Genomic DNA, 23,073 nt, shown 5'->3' with positions numbered 1-23,073 from the left:
GGGTGGCGCGATTTTTTTGTGGGAAGCAATAAGTTCCATGGGCGGACATCATTAGCGAGGTGTCTTGAGCCAGCCTCGCTCATCGAGCACTTGCCATGCTTGACGGATGTGATCGGCGGAGAACGCTTGCTTGCGCTTGTTCCAACCATGGACGCTAGCGATAGCATCGTCGGGCGACGAGACGCCTTCTCTCGACTGAACCCAATGGACGGAGGAGAGAACCTCTATCCCATAGGAGGATTCGAATCCCTCGATCAAGTGGACAACTCGATCGAATCGTCGTTGACTTTCCTCGTGACGTGACAGCGATTGCTCGGCGTGAGCGACGGCATTGTCCAAGAGCTGAATCTGACGCGTCGGATCATCCTCGGCATCGCCGTAGCCGGAAATGAAGTGCCCCTCGATCCTGTTCAAGACGTGTCTCAAGTTCTTCGAGTAGGGGCCATAGTGGCCTTTCGAGTAGTTGAGACGAAGCGGTTCTCCCGATTCCTGCATGAAATACATGAGCTTGTGAATTTCCAGCAGGGAGATCCAAGGATCCATGACGGCGGAAAGGTACCGGCGCATCAGCCCGATCAAGCAAGCTCTGCCGTGGGTCATTGATGGCTTCGTGGAGGAGTTCACCATCTCATTCGCTGGCGGGGAACCCACTGGTTCGAAGAGGAGCACGTGAACCCTTGGCAGTGTTTGAAACGCTTGCTCAATTCTTGGACGGACGACACTCCATTCGAGCCCCCCGAGACCACACCCCAAGGGTGGAATCGCGATGCTACTGATTTCTCGTTCTCTCACTTCCGAAACAAGGGCGACGAGTCCGCTGTCAATGTCCTCGAGTTGGCTCTTGCCTCTCCAGTGTCGTTTTGTTGGGAAGTTGATGATGTACTTGGGGGATGAACTCTCGGCAAGGGAGACGACGAGGACTCTGCCGGGATCCAGTTCACGATTTTGACATGCGGTCTTGTAGGCGGCGAAGTTTTCTGGGAACGCCTTCTTGAACTGAAGTGCGATCCCTCGTCCCATGACACCGACACAGTTGACCGTGTTTACGAGAGCCTCCACCCGAGCCTTCAGAATGTCTCCCGATGTGGATTCAATCATCAATGATTCCTTGAAGTCAGTAATACCAACTTCGCTCGACGTCAATTGCTGGCTTGTGCTCGTGGGTCCTCAGGTGACTCTCCACTTGTGAAGCAATCTGCGCGTCGAAGACACCGATCTTCCGGATCAATCTCCAGGGAAGGTACCCGTCGATGAGGAACTCGGCTTGTTTGCCTTCCTTGACCTGACTTTCTCGGAAGTCGGTCGAGACGACGGCCTTCCAATCAATTTTATCGAGTTCCTCCCGACCACGGACGAATCTTGCGAATGTGCTACCGGCATTCCGGTCGCTGAATGCCTAAGGGAATCGGTGTCGACTCGCCCAAGTGATCGTCTTCGAGATCGGGGTGATTGCCCATGTGAAGGATGTAGAGCATGATCGACCGAGGACAGAAGGAGAAGGGTGTATATTCGCCTACCATCGTACCTGGATGGCACGTCACTTCGATGCTCGTCAATCGCCGCTGCTTGATATCCGACATGCCGACGATCCGGCTCTCCAGTGTCAACTCGATTCGCTTCGCGTCCGACCAGAGACATCCTGATGACGCGATGTGAGGAACGTTGCTCAAATGAGTGATGTGGTAGATCTTTGGATGCGACGGTACAGTCATCCCTGAATCTACTTCCCATCATCCCTCAATACATCTGCTTGGCCAACTCGTCGGGAACGGGCTCGTAGGTGAGGGGCTCCATCGAGTAGGTGGCGCGGCCTTGGCTGTGGCTGCGGAGCGTGGTGCTGTAGCCGAACATCTCTCGCAGCGGTGCGTGCGCGACGACGATGCGGAGCGGGCCACGTTGGCCGAGCTCGTGAATCATCACCCGTCGCGAGGCGAAGTCGGCGGTGATGTCGCCGACGTAATCCTCGGGCGTGGAGACTTCGACCTTCATGATCGGTTCGAGGATGTCGACGCCCGCGTCGGAAAGCGCTTGGCGTACTGCCGCCGCGGTCGCGAAACGGTAAGCCTGCTCGTTCGACTCCCCTTCGCGGTAGCCCACCGACAATAGCGTCGCTTGGATCCCGGTGAGCGGATAGCCCGCCAAGCCGCCGGAGAGGCACTCCTCCTTCAACTCCTCCGCCACCACCGCGAGAAGCTCGGGCGGGACGTTCTCGGACCTCGACTGGTCCACGAAGCGGAAGGTCTCGAGCGTTTCGTCCTCCTTGGCCACTCGCGGCAAGGGCGACAACTCGACCTCCACCTCGCCGAACATCGCGCCGGCGGCGGTCTGGCGATCGCAAGTCCCCTTGGCTCTGGCGGTGCCGCGAACGGTCTCGCGGTAGCTCACCCGCGGCTTGCCGGTGCGAAGATTCACCTTGAAGTCCCGACGAATGCGTTCGACGACGACCTCGAGGTGCAGTTCCCCCATGCCGCTGATCAGCGTTTCGCCCGTCTCCTCGCTCGTGCGGGCGCGGAAGGTCGGGTCCTCCTTCTCCATGAGGGCGAGGATGTGCTCGAGCTTCTGCCGATCTCCGGAGGATTCCGGTTCGATCGACATGCTGATGACGGTGTCGGGAAAGACGATGTGCTCGAGGATGACCGGCGAACGTTGATCGGTGAGGGTGTCGCCGGTGATCGAGTCCTTTAGGCCAACAACCCCGACGATGTCGCCGGCGTGGGCGAGATCCACCTTCTGGCGTTCATCGGCGCGAATGCGCCACAGCCGGGTGATATTCTCCTTGCGGTTTCGCGTCGCATTGAGGACGCGGGTCGAGGGCTTGAGCGTTCCGGAGTAGATGCGCAAGAATCCGAGCTCGTCGTGTTGGTCGGCTTGGATCTTGAAGAGCAGGGCACAGAACGGCTCCTCGTCCTTCGGGTGGCGCAGGAGCTTCTTCTCCGTCTTGGGATCGTCTCCCTCGACGGGCGGCACTTCCAGCGGACTGGGTAGGTAGTCGGCGATCGCGTCGAGCAGGGGCTGGACCCCGATGAACTTGAGCGAGCTGCCGCACAGGACAGGCGTCATGCGATGCTCGATGGTCGCGGTCCGCACGCCGGCACGAATCCGCTCCTCGGAGAGTTCCTCGCCTTCGAGGTAGAGCTCGGCGAGTTCGTCGTCGGCCTCGGCGATCGTCTCGAGCATCTTCTCCCGCCAGAGCTCGGCCTCGTCGACCATCTCCTCGGGGATGGGCTCCTTGGTCATCTTTTTGCCGAGTTCGCCCGGCTCGAAGTAGTAGGCTTGCCGGGTGATCAAATCGATTACGCCGATGAAGTCCTTTTCCTTGCCGATCGGGAGTTGAAGCGGGATCGTCTTGGCGCCGAGTCGTTCGACGACCTCGTCGTGGACGCGGAAGAAGTCGGCGCCGATGCGGTCGAGCTTGTTGATGAAGCAGATGCGCGGCACGCGATAGTGGTCGGCTTGGTGCCAAACGGTCTCGCTCTGGGCCTCGACGCCTTCCATCCCGCTGAAGATGACGACCCCGCCGTCGAGCACGCGAAGGCTTCGTTCGACCTCGGCGGTGAAGTCGACGTGACCGGGCGTGTCGATCAGGTTGATCCACATCTCCTTCGGCTTCCACTGAAAGGTGATCGCCGCGGCCCGGATCGTGATGCCCTTCTCTTGCTCCTGCGGGTCGAAGTCGGTGATGGTGGTGCCGTCGTCGACTTCGCCCATCTTGTGGCTCTCGCCGGCGTAGAAGAGGACGCGCTCGGTCGTGGTCGTCTTGCCGGCATCGATGTGGGCGATGATACCGATGTTACGCAGCTTGTTGATGTCCATCGCGGGAGGCATGGCGATCCGTCCTAGTCAATCGTTCGAGGGGAGGGCGTGTTGTCGCGAGCCCTCGGGAACCTATTCGGGGGCACCTCCCGGAGTCGCGGGACGTCGCCGGCGGGGCCAGCGATCGGCACGGTCACGTTCGTCGGGAGGGACGACCTCTTCCATCGGACACTCAATGGAGGGGATTCGTTCAAACCTTCTTTACAAAAAGAAACGGAGGAGATCTCCCAAGAGAGGTCTCCTCCGTCCACGGATATCGTATTGCCCAGGGGTCGAGCCGGGGCGAACCCTGGCCGCGCCGTCCTAGTGGGCGAAGTGGGCGAACGCCTTGTTGGCGTCGGCCATGCGGTGAACGTTCTCCCGCTTGGTCATCGCTTCACCCTCGCGACGGTAGGCGGCGAGCAACTCGTCGGCGAGCTTCAGGTGCATCGGGCGACCCTTCTTGCCGCGGGCGGCCTGGATGATCCAGCGGATCGCCAGAGCCTGCTGACGCTCGGTGGAGACCCGAACCGGAACTTGGTAGGTGGCACCACCAACACGCTTCGATTGGATCTCGACGGCGGGCTTGACGTTGTCGACCGCCTGGAGGAAGACCTCAAGAATGCCCCCCTCGCCGGGGCCGCCGCGAGTGGAGAGTCGACGCTCCATCTCATCCATGGCGCGGTAGAAGATCCGGATCGCGGTGGTCTTCTTCCCGTCCCACATCATGCAGTTGACGAACTTGCTGACCAGCCGGCTGTTGAACCGGGCGTCGGGTCGCAGTTGTGAACGGCTTGCCGTCGGTTTTCTCATCGTCATGACGAACTAATTCCCATGCTTGAAGGCCGTCGGAACTCCCGAGCAACGCTCGTCGCGGGGACGGACCTTGGTCGAGGACCTGTCCCGGAGCCGAACGGATGGTCTTATTTGGGGCGTTTGTTGCCGTACTTCGAGCGGGCCTGCTTCCGATCGCCGACACCTTGGGTGTCGAGCACGCCCCGGACAATGTGGTAGCGAACACCCGGGAGGTCACGAACACGACCGCCGCGAATTAGCACGATCGAGTGTTCTTGGAGGTTATGACCCTCACCGGGAATGTAAGCGGTGACTTCCTTGCCGTTGGAGAGCCGCACACGAGCGATCTTCCGCAACGCGGAGTTCGGCTTCTTGGGGGTCATCGTCTTCACCTGAAGACAGACACCCCGCTTTTGCGGGCAGGCCTCCAGCACGGGAGACTTGGTCCGCTTGACCTGTTTTACGCGGCCTTTACGGCACAATTGGTTGATCGTCGGCATCGAGCTAAGCGCATCCCTTGGGCTATCATCTGCCAGATCGGTCAGTATAAGAGTTGCATGGGGGATCGGCAAGGCGCTGCCGCGAATGTGCTGATCTCGTGATACCTAGGGATGGGCACGGAAGGGGGAAACGATCACGACCGGGGCCGAGGCCCATGGTTCGTTCGCTCCCCGCGACGGCCCCTCTATCCGCACTGGTTCACAGAACCGCACTCCTTGGCGAAGTTCCCCAACATTCGCCGGTCACCGGAGATCGGACTAGTTGCCGTGGCGGCCCCATTCCTTGCAGCCGATACCATCGGAACTAAAATCGAGGCAAGCCGCGTCTGGGCAACCATTTGCAGGTGCAGATGCGTTGACACCCCGTGGGAGACGACCTAATTTGTTTATCACTTGGTCAGGGGAGACGACTTGATCGCTTCCCGAGGTGAAGCCAAGTAGCGGTGGTCCGGTTAGAATCAATTACGGCGTCAGGTCCCGGGAGAGATCGCGGATGCTTGAGCGAGCACCAACCATCTTCGAAGAGGGGGTCTACCACCGTCGACTCGAAGAAGAGAATGACCGTCGCCCTGTGGCGCTCTTCCTTCCTCAAGCCTACGAGCCACGTTATCCCTATCCCCTGGTGGTCTTCCTTCATGGCCACGGCGAGACGGAAACGCAGTGGACCAACTCGATCGCCTCACTGAGTCGGCGAAACTACATCGGCATCAGCCTGCGGGGCCCTCACGCCGTCAACCGGCAGGACGGTCGCCGTGGCTACAGTTGGGGACGTCACCGGCGTTCCGACGGATTGATCGAGGACTACGTTCTCGCCGCGATCCGTCAAACGATGCAGTCGTACAACATCCACTCCGAACGCATCTTCCTCGCGGGATTCTGTGAGGGAGCGACGGTCGCGTACCGTCTCGGCGTCATGTTCCCGGAAAAGTTCGCCGGGATGGTCGCTCTCAATGGCTGGCTCCCCTCGGGACGTCTTCCATTGGGTCGGGTTCGGGCCGCGGGCAATCCGCGCGTCTTTATTGGGCATGCCCAGGAGAACGCGCACGTTCCGGTTCAGCACGCCGCCGACGCCTACCGGCTCCTCTACACCGCCGGGCTCGACGTGACGCTGCGAACCTATGGGGCGGGGCACCGCTTACAGCCCTCGATGCTTCGGGACGTCGATCACTGGCTGATCGAGTCTTGCCACTCCTCCACGCTCTGAGACCATTCGGCTCTTCTCTGCGTGGTAAGATCTTTTGCTGTCTTGGTTTAGGGCTATTCGGCGGGCTGTCCAATGGGCGGCCCACTTCGGATCATGCCGCTCTCTGGCCTCTCCCTCACGGTTCGGCCCTTCTGGCGCGACCATCTCCCTAAAAGCTTCTCGCCGTGAGACGTTCGCGTTGGGGGCCACTGGCTGCTTGTCAGCCAGTGCCAAAAGGTTAAGACGATACCCGCACCAGGCTTCGTCTCAAGATTGGGTCGTCCGCCCGAGAATCAGCCATTCGGCGCAGCCCGACAAAGTCCCGTGCCGATGTAGCGAGTCGAAGCCAGTGCCAAGAATTGAGACGGAGTCTAGTTTCCAGTTGGAACAGAGCACGGTGGCCAATCTTGAGCCGCGAAGCGACAGGGGTGACTCGCCAGGGGGCAACGACTCGGCTGGTCTCGCGCACCATCTGAGCCCCGAAGGGGCGCCGGATTGAGGGACGTCTCCGACCCGGAGGTAGCCTCAGAAGGCTTGACCCATCTCTGGGCGCGTGTTTGAATGACAAGAAGGGCGAGATTTCTCGCCTAGCCATCAAACGATCAGCCTGGAAGTTTGGGAGGCTTCGGAAGAGTGGGTGGCGACGAGGGACTGCTAGACCAGTCGGAGATCGAACAGCTCTTCGGCTCGATGGGAGGCGACGCCCAGCCCGATCAAGGGGCTGCCGGGGCTCCGGCACCTCCGTCGGATGCGGCTCCCGCTCCCAATATTGGGCAACTCGACGTCCAGCCCTTTCAGACTCCCGAACTCGGCTCCGCGGAACAAGCGGGCGGCCTTGATGATGACTTGAGCTTGATCGCCGACGTCGACTTGAACGTCCGCGTCGAACTCGGACGCACCCGGATGTACATCGAGGATGTCCTCAAGCTCCGCGACGGGTCGATCGTGCCACTCGAAAAGCTCGCCGGGGACCCGGTCGACGTCTACGTCAACGGTCAGCTGTTGGCGCGCGGCGAGGTTCTCGTGCTCAACGACAATTTTTGCGTCCGCATTTCCGAGATCATCGGCCGTGACAAGCCGGAAGCGGGCAGCTAGTGCTTTGGTCTACTGAAATGTTAGGGTGCCACGGGCTGCTTGTCAGCTAGTGCCAAAGGGTTAGGGCAAGACCGAAACCAACTTTAAGTTGGACCGGCGCGCTAGGGTTCGGGCAAGCATCGTCGGTCGGACGGTGCTTCGTTCGACATCGCATCTCGCATTCGAGGGCTTTCAGGCCGCCTCTTGCGATGGGATCCATCGAAGGGGGCTGGGAGTCGAACCCGGAACCAAGGATCGGTTTCGGGGCCAGTGACGCGCCCGCGACGGTGCGATCACGCCGTCCCCTCCGTTGGGGAGTAGGCAAGGGAGTGCCGCACCATGACCATCACCTCGGCGTTTGTCGCCCTCCTCATTCTTGGGGCGGGCGAGACCAAAGCCAGCGCCAACGTTCCCACCGCAGTCGCCAACGAGCCGCCCGCACCCTATGCGGTTGACTCGGGCTCGGCGACAAGGCGAATTCCGCGAGCGGATGCCGCTACCCCTCAACCACCCGCGGCCCGCATTGAGCGGGTCGACCCGATGGTCCGCCCAGCGGCCTCCGTCGCGGTCACTCCCGAGGTTCGGAAAGCCGCCGACAACGCAACCGAGCAGGGAACTTCCTTGGCCGTGTCGCCCCGTCGCCAGCCGACGCGCCTGCGACCCCGAGAGAAGGACGCGACGAGTTCTCCTCAAGGCGAGAAGGGTTTCGCCGCTCGGCAGTGGGCCTGGTGGGTCACGACTGGCGCGGGCCTGGTGATTGTCCTTTGCCTGATCTTCGGAAGCAGCCGGGCTCTCAAGCGGATCGTCCCTGGCATGAGTAGCCTTCCGGACGATGGCGGCCCGGTTCACGTACTCCATCGTTCCTTGCTCTCGCCGAAGCACGCCGTCTGTCTCGTCCGCTGTGGCGGACGCATCCTGCTCGTTGGCTATTCGGGCGATCGCATGCAGACGCTCACGGAGATCACCGATCCCGAGGAGATCGACGTCCTCAAGGGCCAGTGCATGCAAGCGCAGCCAAAGTCGACGACCAAGGCCTTTCGCGACATGTTCGCCGGCGGGCGGCAGTCCTTCTCGAGCGACATCGAGCCCGAGAACGATATCGTCGAGCCGCCGAACGCCGAGGAGGCTGGAAAGCCAGCCTCGAGCAGCTTCTCCGAGCAACTTCAGGACGTACGCAAGACCATCCTCGACTGGAAAGCGAGGGCCAATTCCTGATGGCGGGCAACCGGGACCGAACGTCGCGTTGGCTTTCGATCGCCTCGCTGGCTCTCCTTGTGGTGCTCGCGGCGCCGATGCCGGCCTTCGCACAGCAGCAGGGGGCGGCGGTCGCCGATCCGGCGCAGATTCTGGGACAACTCCAGCCCCCGGAACTCGAGGAGTGGTTTGGTCCGCGGCGGCTGACCAACACCATGATCCTCTTCCTGTTGCTGACGGTGCTCACGTTGGCGCCGGCGATCATCATCATGACGACCTCGTTCGTCCGGATCATCATCGTCTTGTCGATCACGCGACAGGCTCTGGGGACGCAGCAACTACCGCCGAGTAGCGTCCTGACCACGATCGCGCTCTTCATGACGTTTCACATCATGATGCCGATCGGCGAGAACATGTACGAGAATGCCGTCGTTCCCTATTCAGAAGGGCGCATCGACGCGGATCAGTTGATGGCGGGACTGATCGACCCGCTACGCGACTTCATGGCCCAGCAGATCGAAAATACCAGCAACCAGGACGATGTCTGGCTCTTCGTCGACTACAACCCGACGATCGACGCCGATTCGATCCAGACTTACGACGACGTACCGCTAAGCGTCCTACTGCCGGCGTACTTGCTGAGCGAACTGCGGACCGCGTTCCTGATCGGCTTTCAGCTCTTTCTCCCGTTCCTGATCATCGACATGGCCATTTCGTCGATCTTGGTCAGCATGGGCATGATGATGTTGCCGCCGGTGCTGATTTCGCTCCCCTTCAAGCTCCTTTTGTTCGTTCTCGTCGATGGTTGGCGGCTGATCGCCGAGACCCTGCTGATTAGCTTCTCGCCGTTGACCGACTACGTGTCGACGACGGGTGGGTGAGGGTGATGACTCGCGCCGACTGGGATGAGACCGACTCAGGGATGGAGATGTTGTCGTGACCATTGAGACCGCGACCGATTTGGGCCGTTCGGCCCTCTACGTGACCCTACTGGTCGCGATGCCGGCGATGGTGACGGGCATGATCGTGGGACTGACAGTGAGTCTCTTTCAGTCGATCACGTCGATTCAGGAACAGACCCTCTCGTTTGTTCCGAAGATCCTCGTGACGCTCGCGGTGGTGATTCTCGCGCTGCCCTGGATCATGACGCACGTGACGGAGTTCACGACCGACCTCTACTTGACGATTCCGAGTCGCTTTTAGCAGTCCGTTGATTTAAGCGGGCCAAGGCGAGAACGAGCCATGTTGGCCAAGATCAAGGAGGAGAATCGCAGGCGAATCCGTAGATTCGTCGAGTTTTTCGAACGCCGAGATTGGTCAATAGAGCCGTTCGCAGCCGGCAGCGAATAGATCAACGGGCTGTTAGCGTTCCGATCGTTCATGTCGTCATCCGGAGTCTCTTGGGTGCCATGCCCACGCTTGCGTGGGCATGCGGGAGTCGCAAGTCATTCGAGAACGGACATCCACGGGTGAATGCGGGGAGCCGGGTGAGGGAGAGATGATTCGGTGAAACAGAGTCAATCGTTGATGATGAACCCCCTCACCCCTAACCCCTCTCCCACGGGGAGAGGGGAACACATGACGACCTCTCCCACGGGGAGAGGGGAACACATGACGACCTCTCCCACGGGGAGAGGGGAACACATGACGACCTCTCCCACGGGGAGAGGGGAACACATGACGACCTCTCCCACGGGGAGAGGGGAACACATGACGACCTCTCCCACGGGGAGAGGGGAACACATGACGACCTCTCCCACGGGGAGAGGGGAACACATGACGACCTCTCCCACGGGGAGAGGGGAACACATGACGACCTCTCCCACGGGGAGAGGGGAACACATGACGACCTCTCCCACGGGGAGAGGGGAACACATGACGACCTCTCCCACGGGGAGAGGGGAACACATGACGACCTCTCCCACGGGGAGAGGGGAACACATGACGACCTCTCCCACGGGGAGAGGGGAACACATGACGACCTCTCCCACGGGGAGAGGTCGGGCAGTGGACCAATACATGGACGAAGAGGCGACGCCTCCCTTTCGCCATCGACCGAATGGGCCATCATGAACGCTCCTCTCTCGTTGATCGACTTTCTTCAACTGGAGATCACGACGTTCGTGCTGGTCATGACCCGGGTCGCGGGGATCGTCCTCTTCGGCCCGCTCATCTCGGGCAACTCCTTTCCCACGTCGCTGCGCATCTACCTCGTGTTGGCGATTTCGTTCATGGTGACCGGCGCGACCCAGGCCCCCTCGTTGACGCCGCAAAACATGGTCGACATCATCTTCATGATGGCCGGGGAACTCCTCGTTGGGTTCACGGTCGGCAACATGCTCCGAATGATGATCCAGGCTTTGCAGTTGGCGGGACAAGTCGTCGGTCAGCAGATGGGTTTGGCGCTAGCGAACATCTTCAATCCGCAACTCGATGAGCAAGCCTCGACGCTCGCGGCGGTCTACGTCACGGTCGCGACCTACATCTTTCTCGGCATGGGGGGGGACCGCGAGATGTTCGCCGCGCTGCTCGACAGCTTTCGGCTCATTCCGGTCGGCGAGGTCACGTTGCACGCGTCGGTGTTCGAGTTGGTGATGAGTTTCTTCCAGCAAACGATGCAGTTCGCCGTCCGCGTCGCCGCTCCGGGGACGATCGCGCTGGTGATGACCGAGATCGCGATGGGATTTGTGGGCCGGACGGTGCCCCAGCTCAACTTCCTCTCGATCGGGTTCGCGGTTCGGATTCTGCTGGGCACCTTCATCGTGATGACGACGATTCGAGCGGCGGGCGTCGTCTTCGCCGATCAAATGGCCGACGCGTTCGGCTCGGCGTACCTGGCGATCGACAACCTGACTTCCGAGTGAGCGGAGAACGATGGCGGAGGACGTAGGCGAGAGGACCGAGTCAGCGACGCCACGGCGGCGGGAGCAAGCCCGCAATCGTGGTCAAGTCGCGACCAGTCGCGATCTCAACGGCGCCGCGATCCTGCTCGCCGCGGTCGTCAGCTTTCACGTCTTCGGGTTGATGATGCTCGGCGAGGCGATTCGCGTGCTCCGCTACTGCCTGGGAACGCCCTGGCTCGACTTGAGCATCGAACGGGTGCGGATCGAGATCGCGAAACTCGCGATCCTCGCGTTTTTGGCACTGCTGCCGATCCTCTCGATCCTGGTGGCAACGGCGTTGGGGGTTAACATCTTCCAAACCCGCGGCTTGTTGCTCGCTTACGACAAAAACTACTTCAACCTCAACGCGATCAATCCGATCAACGGCTTTCAGCGGATCTTCTCGACGCGGACTCTGGTGCGGGTCGCGACCGATTTGGCCAAGGTCGCGGTGGTCGGCACCGTCGCGTATCTCTTCATCTCCGGCGAGCTGTTGCCGCTGAGCGCGCTGCTCGGGATGCCCTTTCCGGTGATGGGGGGCTACGCGTTCAATCGGTTTCTCACGCTCGGCTACTCGCTGGTCGCGGTCCTGTTGACGCTTGGGGCGGCGGACTACGCCTTTCAGATCTACCAGAACGAACGCGACATGAAGATGACGCGCCAGGAGGTGAAGGAGGAGGGCAAGGACGTCGAGGGTGACCCGCAGATCAAGTCGCGTCGGCGGCAGATCCAGGCGGAATTGGCCCGTCAGCGGATGATGCAGGCCGTCCCCGAGGCCGAAGTCGTCATCACCAACCCGACCGAGATCGCCGTCGCCCTCAAGTACAACGTCGACGAGATGGACGCTCCCATGGTCGTGGCGCTTGGCGCGGGAAACATCGCTCAGCGCATCCGCGAACTGGCGAACGAAAACGGCATCCCGATCATCGAAAACAAGCCGTTGGCACGCTACTTGTTCAAGAGCGCGACGCTCGACCGAATGATCCCGGAGGATACCTTCCAGGCGGTCGCCGAAATCCTCGCGTACGTTTACCAGATCTCCGGCCGCCGCTCCTCGGACATGCGTCACGGACGGGGGGACGCCTGAACCTGGGCGGACGGTGGCGTGTCCCTTCTCTCGGGAGATTGTGCCTGGGGTTGCCCGGCGGGGCTGGGTTGTGAAAATGGTAGGATGCGCGACCGCATGGCCCGCCGCGAGTGCGTGCGGCTCGATGATCATGAAGGAACCGACGCGAGATGAGCCCAGAAGCCGTTCGGGAGAAGGCCCCGAAAGTCAAGGACGACCTCTACAAGATCCGCCATTCGCTGGCGCATGTCCTCGCCCAGGCCGTGCTGCAGATGCGCCCCAACGCCAAGCTCGCGTTCGGTCCGCCGATCGACAACGGCTTCTACTACGACTTCGACTTCGGCGACGAGGAAGCCCTCGGCGAGGAGGATCTCCCCGAGATTCAAAAGCGGATGCGGGCGATTCTCAAAGAGAATCAACAGTTCGAGAAACGCGTCCTGCCCGTCGACGAGGCCCTCGAGTACCTGACCGGACGCGGCGAGGTCTACAAGGTCGAGCACTGCCAGCGGCTCAAGGAAGCTGGCAACGCGGAAGTGAGCTTCTACACCAACGGACCCTTCGACGACTTGTGCGAGGGTCCCCACGTTGAGAAGACCCGCGACCTCAAACCCAACATTTTCAAGATTGACCGCACCTCCGGGGCCTACTGGCTCGGCGACTCGAGTCGCCCCTCGCTCACCCGGATCTACGGCGTCGCGTTCGCCACCAAGGAAGAACTCAACGACTATCTCTTCTGGCGTGCCGAGGCCGAAAAACGCGATCACCGCGTCGTCGGCAAGCAGATGGGCCTCTTCAGCTTCCACGACGAAGCCCGCGGCAATCCCTTCTATTTGCCCCACGGCGTCGCGGTCAAAGACGCGTTGCTCGACTTCTGGAAGCGGTTGCACCGGATGCGCGGCTACGTCTTCATCGAGACCCCCACCATCCTCGATCGCAAGCTGTGGGAAACCTCCGGCCACTGGTTCAACTACCGCGAGAACATGTACACCCTCCAGATCGACGAGGAGGACTGCGCGGTCAAGCCGATGAATTGTCCCGGCGGCATGCTCGTTTACAACGAGTCGCCCAAGAGCTTCCGCGAACTCCCTCTGCGCGTCGGCGAACTGGGCCACGTTCATCGTCACGAGATGTCGGGGGCGCTCGACGGACTGCGCCGCGTTCGGGCCTTCACCCAGGACGATGCCCACATCTTCATGACCCCCGAACAGATCACCGACGAGATCGTCGGCGTCATCGACTTGGCCGACACCATCTACTCGGTCTTCGGGCTCGAGTACGAACTTTGTCTTTCGACCAAGCCCGAGGAAAAGACGATCGGCTCGGACGAAATGTGGGAGAAAGCGACCGACGGTCTGCGCGGCGCCCTCGATCGTTGGGGCAAACCCTACGAGGTCGACGAGGGAGCGGGGGCCTTCTACGGGCCGAAGATCGACTTCATGCTCCGCGACGCCCTCAATCGCAAGCACCAGTGCGGCACCATCCAGCTCGACATGGCGCTGCCCGAACGCTTCGACCTCACCTACATCGGCCCCGACAACGCGTCCCATCGAGCGGTCATGGTCCATCGCGCCCTGTACGGGTCGATCGATCGCTTCCTCGGGATTCTCATCGAGCACTTCGCGGGCGCGTTCCCCGTCTGGCTGGCGCCGATCCAAGCCCGAGTGTTGCCAATCACCGACGAGCTCAACGACTACGCCCAGGAGGTTGCGACCAAGCTGCTCGAGGCCGGCTTCCGCGTCGACCTCAACACCAAGAGCGACAAGATCAACCGCAAGATCCGCGATGCGGCTCCCATGCACATTCCCTACTTGCTCGTCGTCGGCAAGCGGGAGGCGGAGGAGGGAAAGGTCGCCCCACGACTTCGCGGCAACGAGCAACTCGACCCGCTCTCGGTCGAGGACCTCATCGAGCGGATGCGTCCCGAGAACGACCCCTTCCACGGCACGACCCCACGCTGGTTCCCGCCGAAGATTGACTAAGGACCCGTCACGTCAACGACCTCGACAAGCGGGCCGTCCGGATCGTCACCCCGGCGGCCCCGGTTCGTGGTACGATCGTTTGACCCAATCTTCTTCCCCTTGCCGCGAACAACATCGTGTGGAGAACCGTTCGGGCGACCGTCCGTCTTGGAGGAATCGATGCTAGAGGAGATCAACGAGCAGCTAGTCAAGGCGAAGGAACGCCGGCTCGCCAAGCTGCGTCTCGTCGATCTGTTGGCGTGCGCTCGCGAGGACATTCGCGAACAACGGGAACGCTGCGACGAGTTGCGAGTAGAACTCGATGACGAGAAGGAGGATGTCGAGATTCTCGAGGGCATGACCCTCACCTCCCTCTTCCAGTACCTCGCCGGCACCCGTGACGAGCAACTCGAGAAGGAACGCCGCGAATACGTCGCCGCGAAAATCAAGCACGAAGAGGCCCTCGAGGCGATCAAGGAATCCGAAGCCGACCGGGCCCGCTACGAGTCGGAGCTCGAGTCCTTCGACGGAGCCGACGAGGAGTACGACGCGGCCCTCGCGGCCAAGGCCGCCACGCTCGACAACGCGAACGGGGCCGCCAACCGCCTTGAGGCAATCGGCCAGCGATCGGAAGAACTCGAAGCCAAGAAGCAGGAACTCGTCGAGGCCGCGCAAGCCGGCCGGGTGGCGCTCCAATCGCTCGAGCAGGTGCGAGAGTCGCTCGACTCGGCTCGCGGCTGGGGCCACTTCGACATGCTCGGCGGCGGCATGCTGGCGACGATGGCCAAGCACTCGCATCTCGATCAGGCCCGCGATCATGTCCGCACCGCTCAACTGCATCTGCGACGCTTTCGTCGGGAACTCGCCCACACCGATCACAGCCTACAAATCTCGATCGAGTTCAGCGGCCTGCTCCAGTTCTCGGACTATTTCTTCGACGGATTGATCGCTGACTGGATGGTGCAGAGCGAGATCAGCAATGCCGCCAGTTCGTGCGAGGACGCGGTGCGGGGCGTTCGCGAATTGCTCGACGAATGCCGGCAGCGATTGAACCAATGCGACCGTGAACTGACCGACCAAGAGATGAAACGCCAGCGATTGATTGAAGAGGCGTGACACCGCAGGTGAATCTACTGGTCCATCGAGCTCTAGGCGTCAGCCTTTCCTAGCCTCTCCAAGCCAGGAGCGCCAAGCTACCCTGGTGGGCTTGGCTCGGGAGAGGTCGGCGAACGCAGTAAGCTGGGTGAGGGGACGAAATGTGTTGTGCAACGAAGCGGTTCGTTGGAAGAGAACCCCCTCACCCCTAACCCCTCTCCCATCGGGAGAGGGGACAAGAGGCTTGCTCTCCCATCGGGAGAGGGGAACGAAGCTTCGCTACGTGGACTCGTCGACGATCGGATCGGTATCCATCGCGCCGTCGCGAAGCTTGAGCGCCCGCACGGGAACCAGTTCGCCCGACAACTCGGGGATCGTCGCGAGCCGCAAGGGAACGTAACGACATGCCGTGCCGCGCATCATCCCTGGCTCGTGCTCGTCGGGCTGCTCGATCAGCATCTCGAGTTGGCGGCCTTCCAGTCGCTTGCAATAGTCGACCTTGAGCTCTTCCTCCACCTCGGCCAGACGTTGACGGCGAGCGTTGATGCGATCCTTCGGGATCATGTCGGTCATCGACGCGGCAACCGTCCCCTCGCGAGCGCTGAAGGGGAAAAGATGCATCTTGACGAACCCGGCCGAACGGCAGGCGGTAATTGTCTCCTCGAACTCCTCCTCCGTTTCCCCGGGAAAGCCGACGATCACGTCGGTTGAAAAAGCGGGTTCGTCGAGACGATCGCGGAGCAAGTCGCAGCGATCGAGAAACCGTTCGATGCGGTAGCGCCGCTTCATGCGTTTGAGGACGCCGTTGGAGCCGCTTTGCATGGAGAGATGCAGGTGCGGACAGATCCGGTCGGAATAGTCGGCAAGCACGCGGGTGAAGTCGTCGGTGACCTCGGTCGCTTCGAGGCTCGAGAGGCGCAAGCGGAACTCGCCGTCGAGATTGGCGAGTCGCTCGAGCAGATGCCAGAGCCGACACCACTGGTCGCGTTTCTGTCCCTGGCTCAGATCGATCCCGTAGTGCCCGAGATGAATCCCCGCGAGGACGATCTCGCGGTAGCCGGCATCGATGAGCCCGCGAACCTCCTCCACGATGTCGTCGGCCGATCGACTGAGGAAGCCGGGGCGAACCTTGGGGATGATGCAGAAGGTGCAATCGAGTAGGCAGCCGTCAGCGACCTTCACGAACGCGCGATGCCGACCGACGAAGCGGCGGATGCCCTTGACCTGTTTGGTGACGCCGAACGGACGTAGCGAGTGGCCGAGATCCTTCTTGTCGGTGATGACCGCGGCCACGCCCGGCATGCGGCGCAGGCGTTCGGGATCGTTGGCCGCGTAGCAGCCCATGACGACGATCTTGGCTTCGGGGTTTCGGCGGGCGAATTGCCGGACGAGTTGGCGCGACTTGCGATCGCTCTCGGCGGTGACGGTGCAGGTGTTGATCACGGCGATGTTGGCGGCTTCTTCCTTGGCCGCCTCGCGATAGCCGTTCTCGAGCAGCAATGCCCGGACGTACTCGGTCTCGTACTGGTTGACTTTGCATCCCAGGGTGGCGAGGCGAAACGACCCCGACACGGGGCCGGTCGGCTCGGTCGGCATTGGCCGCTCCTCGGGGGGAGTCGCGTCGCTGCCGGGCAGGGAGATCTGGACGAGTTCTCCGGCGGGGATGGTGAATGTTTCGCTCACGAAGAATCCTTCTCCAAGGACAGCACGTGGCCCAGTGTCATGCCCCATATCGAGGCGCCAACGTTCCTGGACCCCACAGATTCTGAATTGGGTACCCCCGGTTGCTGTGCTACCGGGGCGGAGTCAGGACCACCCCGCTCCTGACGGGCGTGGGTCGCCGCAAGAGGTCTTGGGCGGAGGTTGGACAACGGGCGCAGCGGCGACGATCAAACGGAGGATCTTCCCGAGATCTCCTGCCGACTACGTCGGCCCCGATTGAAGCAACCGGGGTTACCCGCTAGTGAACAGACACACAACCTCACACCCTGGCCAGACCCGGCGGCCCGGCTCGACGGACGCTCCATCCCCTCTATAATACGGCGCCGCTTGCTGCCCGCCCTCTCAAAGGGCAACCTCTCTCGTAGGGAATTTATCCTCTTCAAGTGGGCGTGATTTCGGGACGAGGTGGCTCGACGATTGACCGAGGGTCCACGATAGGTGGTGTTGTGACCATGTTGAATTGGCGCGAACTTGATCGGCTCATCGAGAAGGCGGAGCGGGTACTACTGACCTGTCACGTTCGCCCCGACGGCGACTCGCTCGGCTCGGAACTGGCCCTTGCGGATCTGCTTGTCCAGCGCGGCAAGGAGGTCGCGATCTACAACCCGAGCCCGACGCCCGACCGCTACCGGTTTCTCGATCCGGATGGCTCGCGCGTCGACTCGCAAGTCGACGGGGTCGGCACGCCGCCGATGGATCCCGATCTCTTCATCGTCCTCGACACCGGCACCTGGTCGCAGTTGGCCGGGCTTGGAACCTACATCCGCCAGCTCGAGGCCGACAAAGTGGTGATCGACCATCATCGCTCCCAAGACGAGGATCTCGAGGCGCTCCGGCTGGTCGACGTCTCCGCTCCAGCTTGCGGAATGCTCATCTACGATGCCTTCGAGCACCTCCATGCCGAGTTCACGCCTCAGTCGGCCCAGGCGCTCTTCGTCGCCATTTCGACCGACACGGGTTGGATGCGTCATCCGACGACCTCTCCCGAGGTCTTTCGCGCGTTGGGAAGCCTAGTCGAGCACGGCGCCGAGCCGCACGTGATCCATCGGGAGCTTTACAGTAGCAACCGCATCGAACGTTTTCGGCTCCTCAGCCGGATGATCGCCTCGCTCCGGGTCGAGCTCGAGGGTCGTCTTGCCGTCGGTTTGGTGCGGCAAAGCGATATTACCGAGGTCTGCGCGCATCCGATGGACACCGAGGATTTCATCGATTACCTGATGAGCATCAAGGGGGTGGAGACGGGGCTGCTCTTCATCGAACAGCAGGGGGGCGGTACCAAGGTGAGTTTCCGGACTCGGGGAGAGCTCGACTGCAGCAAGTTGGCCGAGACCTTCGGCGGAGGCGGCCACCGTCCCGCCGCCGGCGCCACCGTCGCCCTTTCGCTCGACGACGCGGTCTCCCAGATCGTCGCCCGAACAGAGGAACGCATGAAGGCCCTGGCGACGTAGGGGCGCCTTTCGTTGGTGGAGTGGGTCTCGAGCCAGGGCGATTGCCGACGATTAGACAACCCCTGCGGGGTTGGTGTTTCGATCGGTTTGACACCCAGGGTGCGCGAAGCGCGACCCTGGGCTTCATCAGAGAACGGCGTTGCCGTTCGGAATGAGCCAGCGTTGCCGTTCGGAATATGACAGCGTCGTCGTTTGGAATATGAACAGCGTCGTCGTTCGGAATGTGAAGAGCGTTGTCGTTTGGAATGAGCCAGCGCTGTCGTTTGGAATGGGAACAGCGTTGTCGTTTGGAATGTGAACAGCGTCGTCGTTCGGAATGAGCCAGCGTTGCCGTTCGGAATGTGAAGAGCGTTGTCGTTCGGAATGGGAACAGCGTTGTCGTTCGGAATATGAACAGCGTTGTCGACTGGAAATGAATGACGTTGTTGTTCCGACGGCGAGCGTCGTCGCCGTTTGGCATGTGCTGTCGGACGGTCCCTATGCCGAAGGCATTGACTAATGAAGCCCAGGGTCGCGTAGCGCACCCTGGGTGGGGAGATCCCGCGAATCGCCAAAACCCCGGAGGGGTTTTCTAGACTCTGTTGTTCGAACCACGTCGCGGGAATCTGGCTCTGTTGTTCGAACCACGTTGTGGGAATCTGGCTCTGTTGTTCGAACCACGTCGCGGGATTTGTGTCCCTATGCCGAAGGCATTGATTAATGAAGCCCAGGGTCGCGTAGCGCACCCTGGGTGGGGAGATCCCGCGAATTGCCAAAACCCCGGAGGGGTTTTCTAGACTCTGTTGTTCGAACCACGTCGTGGGAATCTGGCATTGTTGTTCGAACAACGTCGTGGGATTTATGTCCCTATGCCGAAGGCATTGATTAATGAAACGCAGGGTCGCGCAGCGCACCCTGGGTGGGGAGATCCCGCGAATCGCCAAAACCCCGGAGGGGTTTTCTAGACTCTGTTGTTCGAACCACGTCGTGGGAATCTGGCATTGTTGTTCGAACAGCGTCGTGGGATTTGTGACCCTATGCCGAAGGCATTGATTAATGAAGCCCAGGGTCGCGTAGCGCACCCTGGGTGGGGAGATCCCGCGAATTGCCAAAACCCCGGAGGGGTTTTCTAGACTCGGTGAGGCGTCATGGTTCGCGTGCTCGTGCTTGGAGCGACCGGCTTCCTGGGACGCCACGTGGTGCGACACGCGAGGCGTTTGGGCTGCGAACTTTCGCTCGCCTCCCGTCGACTCGGTCACGATCTCGCCAACGCCGATGGGTGTTCCCGACTTCTCGACCAGGTTCGCCCCGAGGTGATTGTCAACTGCGCCGCCGACATGGGGGGCGTTGTCGATGCCGCCCGGCGGCCCGCGGCGATGCTGACGACCAACGCCCGGCTGCTCGTGAACCTCTACGAGGCGGTCGGGGCGGTCTGCCCCCAAACGACGATCGTCCAGCCGGTCTCCAACAGTGCCTACCCCGGCGACGCCGCTCTTCAGCGAGAGCCCGACTGGCGCGACGGGCCCGTCCACGATTCGGTCCTTCCCTTCGCGCCGACGCGTCGGCTTCTCTACGCGCTGGCCGCGTGCTACCGCGACCAGTACGGCGTCCGCAGCGTCAACTGGCTCGTTCCCAACGCCTACGGTCCGGGGGATGACATCGATCCGACCCGCGTCCACGCCCTCAACGGCATGATCATTCGGATGCTAAAGACGCGACGTCGAGGGGAGCGGCGCTTCACGATCTGGGGATCCGGTCGGCCGGTGCGCGAGTGGTGCTACGTGGGTGACATCGCGAAGATCCTCCTGACCTCGTGGGATCGCGATGACCAGATCGATCCGGTCAACATCGCCCAACGCCAGGGGCACTCGATCAACGTCATCGCGCGGTTGATCGTGGAGGAACTTGGGGGCGGGGTCGAGTTGAGCCACGACCTTGGCTATCCCGACGGTGCTCCGACCAAGATCCTCGACGACGAGCTCTTTCGCGAGCGGTTTCCCGACTTTAGGTTCACGTCCCTCGCGGACGGGATCCGAAGGACGATTCGTTACTACCGGCAAGTATTGTTTCGGTGAGGTTGGTCGAGGAGTGGACGCGTCGGGAACCGAGTCACGGTGTTGGTCCCGAACGACCGTTGGCAAAGCATGCCCACGCAAGCGTGAGTCTTTGAAGCATGCCCACGCAAGCGTGAGCATGGCGCCCCGGCGACAGATCTTCGTCAAGCAAGGGACCGCAGGATCTCAATGATTCGCTTGAGATGCTCGTCGGGCATCGCGTCGTAGAGAGGCAGAGAGAGGACGTCGTTGGCGGCTCGTTCGGTTTCGGGAAGGCTCCCGGGGCCATCTCCAAAAGACCGGTAAGCGTCCATCAGATGAATTGGGACGGGATAGTGGATCGCCCAGCCGATGCCCGCCGAGTCGAGGGCCTCGATGACCCGCGAGCGATCGTGGCAACGGAGCACGAAGAGGTGGTAGGCGTGCTGGGCGAACTCGGTTTCGAGTGGTAGATCCCAAGGCCCTCCCGCGAGTGCGTCGCGGTAGTGCTTCGCGCGGCGTTCGCGCTGGGACAGTGCCTCTGGGAACGCCCGCAACTTGACGCGAAGCACCGCCGCTTGGAGCTCGTCGAGCCGACTGTTGATACCCTCGCAACGGGCGTGGCGGGTTGCGTCGAGTCCGTACTGTCGTCGTGACCGAATCGACTCCGCGAGGACCGTGTCGTTGGTGACACAGGCGCCGCCATCGCCAAGGGCTCCGAGGTTCTTGGTCGGGTAGAAGGAGAAGCAGCCGACATCGCCGAACGTGCCGACGGGGGTTCCCTTCCAGCGGGCGCCGAAGGCCTGGGCACAGTCTTCGACCACCGCGAGACGATGGCGTCGAGCGATCTGGAGTAGTTCGTCCATCGGTACCGCTTGGCCGTAGAGGTGGACGGGGACGATCGCGCGGGTGTTGGGCGTGATCGCTTCTTCAAGTCGGTTCAAGTCGAGCAAGCAGGTCCTCGGATCGATGTCGAGGAACTTGGGAAGAGCGCCGGCCAAGCGGATCGCGGCGACGGTCGCGACCGCGGTGTGGGCGGTGGTGATCACTTCGGCGTCGGGGCCGAGGTCGAGACTCGTGAGAGCGAGCTGGAGCGCATCGGTCCCCGAATGGACGCCGATTGCGTTTGAAACGCCGACGTTTTGCGCAAATTCGGACTCGAATTGGGTCAATTCCTGACCAAAGAGCAGCGTTTTTGATCCCAAAACGCGCAAAACGGCGCCGTTGATCGCTTGTCGGTGCCGCTCGTGGGAGGGTCGCGGATCAAAGAATGGGATCATCCGCGTCGTCCTACAGGTACTCGTCGGGGAAGCGCCGAAAGTACGCGATCGTATCTTGGAGGCCCTCGTCGAGGTCGTGTCGCGGTTCCCAGCCGGTGGCGGCGTGGAAGCGTTCGTAGGAGCCGTAGTAGTCGCCGATGTCGATCGCCTGTCGCTCGGAGGGGAAGGGGACGAGTTCGAAGTCGACGTTGGTGTACCGCCGCAGCGTTTCGACGAATTCCAGCAAACGGTAGGGGCGAGCATGGCCTAGGTTGAAGCACTCGCCCGAGACCCGCTCGTCGGCGCCCGCGAGGAGCATCGCGTCGACGACGTCGTCGACATGGTTGAAGTCGCGGCGCTGATGCCCGTCGCCGAAGATCTGAATCTTCTCTCCGAGCAGAGCCCGGCGAATGAAGATCCCCGCGAACCCCTTGCTATCACTTCTGAGATCCATGCGCGGTCCGTAGGTGTTGGTCAGTCGCAACCGCACCGAACGAATGCCGTAGGTCTCGTGGTAGAGGCCGTAGTACATCTCCCCCGCGAGTTTGTTGATGCCGTTGACGTCGATCGGCACGAGCGGATGATCTTCATCGACCGGCAAGTATTGCGGACGGCCGTACATCTGCCGGGTGCTGGCGAAGATGATCCGCACGTCGCGGTTACGTCGGCGGCACGCTTCCAAGAGCGAGAGCTGACTGCGACAGTTGATCTCCAGGTCGGGCATCGGGTCGTTCATGCTGTCGAGATGGCTCACCTGGCCGGCGAGACTAAAGAGCACGTCCTGATCGCGAACGAGGTAGTCGAGACTGTACGCGTCGCGGATATCGGAGAAGTTGACCCGAATCCGATCGCGCGCCGGTTCGATGTTGAAGAGATTGCCACCGTAGGCGGGGATCATCGAGTCGACGATCAGCACGTCGGCCCCCAAGTCGACCAAACGCAGGGCGAGCGTGCTGCCGATGAACCCCAGGCCTCCGGTCACGAGGACGCGTTTGCCCTTGTAGAAGTCGTTCATCTCCACTTCCGTGCGGATTCCTTTCGCCCAGGTGCCTCTTCCGGTGTAGCAACTTTCGCCGTCCGAGGGAAAGAGACG

Annotated in this window: 19 protein-coding genes and 1 pseudogene; 11 read left to right on the top strand and 9 right to left on the bottom strand. The window is 61.6% G+C overall.

Translation table 11 applies throughout. From position 1 onward, the window contains the following. Positions 1–51: 51 nt before the first annotated feature. The 6 genes and pseudogenes from darG to rpsL all read right to left on the bottom strand — a co-directional run bounded on the left by darG (position 52) and on the right by rpsL (position 5,087). The gene (gene darG, locus Pan216_RS28705) at positions 52–1,098 is read right to left on the bottom strand and encodes a type II toxin-antitoxin system antitoxin DNA ADP-ribosyl glycohydrolase DarG (protein ID WP_145261055.1); all 1,047 of its coding nucleotides are present in this window, start codon (positions 1,096–1,098) and stop codon (positions 52–54) included. Positions 1,099–1,114: 16 nt separating this feature from the next. Continuing rightward, a pseudogene (locus Pan216_RS28545) lies at positions 1,115–1,336 on the bottom strand (DarT ssDNA thymidine ADP-ribosyltransferase family protein); the annotation flags it as partial. Positions 1,337–1,370: 34 nt separating this feature from the next. Next, positions 1,371–1,712, bottom strand: coding sequence for a DUF4433 domain-containing protein (locus tag Pan216_RS28540; protein ID WP_419192803.1), 342 nt, complete (start codon positions 1,710–1,712; stop codon positions 1,371–1,373). A gap of 25 nt (positions 1,713–1,737) precedes the next feature. After that, a complete protein-coding gene (fusA, locus tag Pan216_RS20975) occupies positions 1,738–3,825 on the bottom strand; it encodes an elongation factor G (protein WP_145261053.1) in 2,088 nt (695 codons plus the stop codon). 291 nt (positions 3,826–4,116) lie between these two features. After that, positions 4,117–4,605 (bottom strand): 30S ribosomal protein S7, encoded by a 489-nt coding sequence (gene rpsG, locus Pan216_RS20970; RefSeq protein WP_145264220.1) that lies wholly within the window; start codon positions 4,603–4,605, stop codon positions 4,117–4,119. 110 nt (positions 4,606–4,715) lie between these two features. Continuing rightward, complete coding sequence (gene rpsL, locus Pan216_RS20965; RefSeq protein WP_145261051.1) at positions 4,716–5,087, bottom strand: 30S ribosomal protein S12; 372 nt, start codon at positions 5,085–5,087, stop codon at positions 4,716–4,718. 493 nt (positions 5,088–5,580) lie between these two features. On the opposite strand from rpsL, the gene Pan216_RS20960 reads away from it, so the two are divergent. From Pan216_RS20960 to Pan216_RS20920, 9 genes are all read left to right on the top strand, one after another. Further along, complete coding sequence (locus Pan216_RS20960) at positions 5,581–6,291, top strand: alpha/beta hydrolase (protein ID WP_145261049.1); 711 nt, start codon at positions 5,581–5,583, stop codon at positions 6,289–6,291. Positions 6,292–6,903: 612 nt separating this feature from the next. After that, complete coding sequence (fliN, locus tag Pan216_RS20955; protein ID WP_419192802.1) at positions 6,904–7,365, top strand: flagellar motor switch protein FliN; 462 nt, start codon at positions 6,904–6,906, stop codon at positions 7,363–7,365. 318 nt (positions 7,366–7,683) lie between these two features. Beyond that, positions 7,684–8,559, top strand: coding sequence for a FliO/MopB family protein (locus Pan216_RS20950; protein WP_145261048.1), 876 nt, complete (start codon positions 7,684–7,686; stop codon positions 8,557–8,559). Further along, on the top strand, positions 8,559–9,419 hold the full coding sequence (gene fliP, locus Pan216_RS20945; protein ID WP_145261046.1) for a flagellar type III secretion system pore protein FliP: 861 nt from the start codon (positions 8,559–8,561) through the stop codon (positions 9,417–9,419). Before Pan216_RS20950 ends, fliP begins: the two co-directional genes overlap by 1 nt. Positions 9,420–9,474: 55 nt before the next feature. Beyond that, the gene (gene fliQ / locus Pan216_RS20940) at positions 9,475–9,741 is read left to right on the top strand and encodes a flagellar biosynthesis protein FliQ (RefSeq protein WP_419192801.1); all 267 of its coding nucleotides are present in this window, start codon (positions 9,475–9,477) and stop codon (positions 9,739–9,741) included. An 866-nt stretch (positions 9,742–10,607) separates the two neighbouring features. Then, positions 10,608–11,402 (top strand): flagellar biosynthetic protein FliR, encoded by a 795-nt coding sequence (locus Pan216_RS20935; protein ID WP_145261044.1) that lies wholly within the window; start codon positions 10,608–10,610, stop codon positions 11,400–11,402. Positions 11,403–11,412: 10 nt separating this feature from the next. Continuing rightward, entirely contained in the window at positions 11,413–12,507 is a 1,095-nt protein-coding gene (flhB, locus tag Pan216_RS20930) for a flagellar biosynthesis protein FlhB (protein ID WP_145261042.1), read from the top strand. A gap of 149 nt (positions 12,508–12,656) precedes the next feature. Then, positions 12,657–14,465: a threonine--tRNA ligase gene (thrS, locus tag Pan216_RS20925; protein WP_145261041.1), complete on the top strand. Its 1,809-nt coding sequence runs from the start codon at positions 12,657–12,659 to the stop codon at positions 14,463–14,465. 159 nt (positions 14,466–14,624) lie between these two features. Further along, on the top strand, positions 14,625–15,560 hold the full coding sequence (locus Pan216_RS20920; protein ID WP_145261039.1) for a hypothetical protein: 936 nt from the start codon (positions 14,625–14,627) through the stop codon (positions 15,558–15,560). 258 nt (positions 15,561–15,818) lie between these two features. On the opposite strand, the gene mtaB is transcribed toward Pan216_RS20920, so the two are convergent. Continuing rightward, positions 15,819–17,222, bottom strand: a complete 1,404-nt coding sequence (gene mtaB, locus Pan216_RS20915; protein WP_419192800.1) for a tRNA (N(6)-L-threonylcarbamoyladenosine(37)-C(2))-methylthiotransferase MtaB — start codon at positions 17,220–17,222, stop codon at positions 15,819–15,821. 491 nt (positions 17,223–17,713) lie between these two features. On the opposite strand from mtaB, the gene Pan216_RS20910 reads away from it, so the two are divergent. Together Pan216_RS20910 and Pan216_RS20905 are read left to right on the top strand one after the other, a co-directional pair. After that, the gene (locus Pan216_RS20910) at positions 17,714–18,709 is read left to right on the top strand and encodes a DHH family phosphoesterase (RefSeq protein WP_145261035.1); all 996 of its coding nucleotides are present in this window, start codon (positions 17,714–17,716) and stop codon (positions 18,707–18,709) included. Between the two features lie 1,127 nt (positions 18,710–19,836). Beyond that, positions 19,837–20,763, top strand: coding sequence for an NAD-dependent epimerase/dehydratase family protein (locus tag Pan216_RS20905; protein ID WP_145261033.1), 927 nt, complete (start codon positions 19,837–19,839; stop codon positions 20,761–20,763). A gap of 143 nt (positions 20,764–20,906) precedes the next feature. On the opposite strand, the gene Pan216_RS20900 is transcribed toward Pan216_RS20905, so the two are convergent. Further along, complete coding sequence (locus Pan216_RS20900; RefSeq protein WP_145261031.1) at positions 20,907–22,001, bottom strand: DegT/DnrJ/EryC1/StrS family aminotransferase; 1,095 nt, start codon at positions 21,999–22,001, stop codon at positions 20,907–20,909. Positions 22,002–22,011: 10 nt separating this feature from the next. Continuing rightward, positions 22,012–22,995, bottom strand: a complete 984-nt coding sequence (locus tag Pan216_RS20895; RefSeq protein WP_145261029.1) for an NAD-dependent epimerase/dehydratase family protein — start codon at positions 22,993–22,995, stop codon at positions 22,012–22,014. Positions 22,996–23,073: the final 78 nt, after the last annotated feature.

This window comes from Kolteria novifilia, from assembly GCA_007748055.1.
In the GTDB taxonomy this organism is placed as follows: Bacteria; Planctomycetota; Planctomycetia; order Kolteriales; family Kolteriaceae; genus Kolteria; species Kolteria novifilia.
Note: the sequence above shows the minus strand (reverse complement) of the source record. Positions and strands in the feature narration are given on the sequence as shown.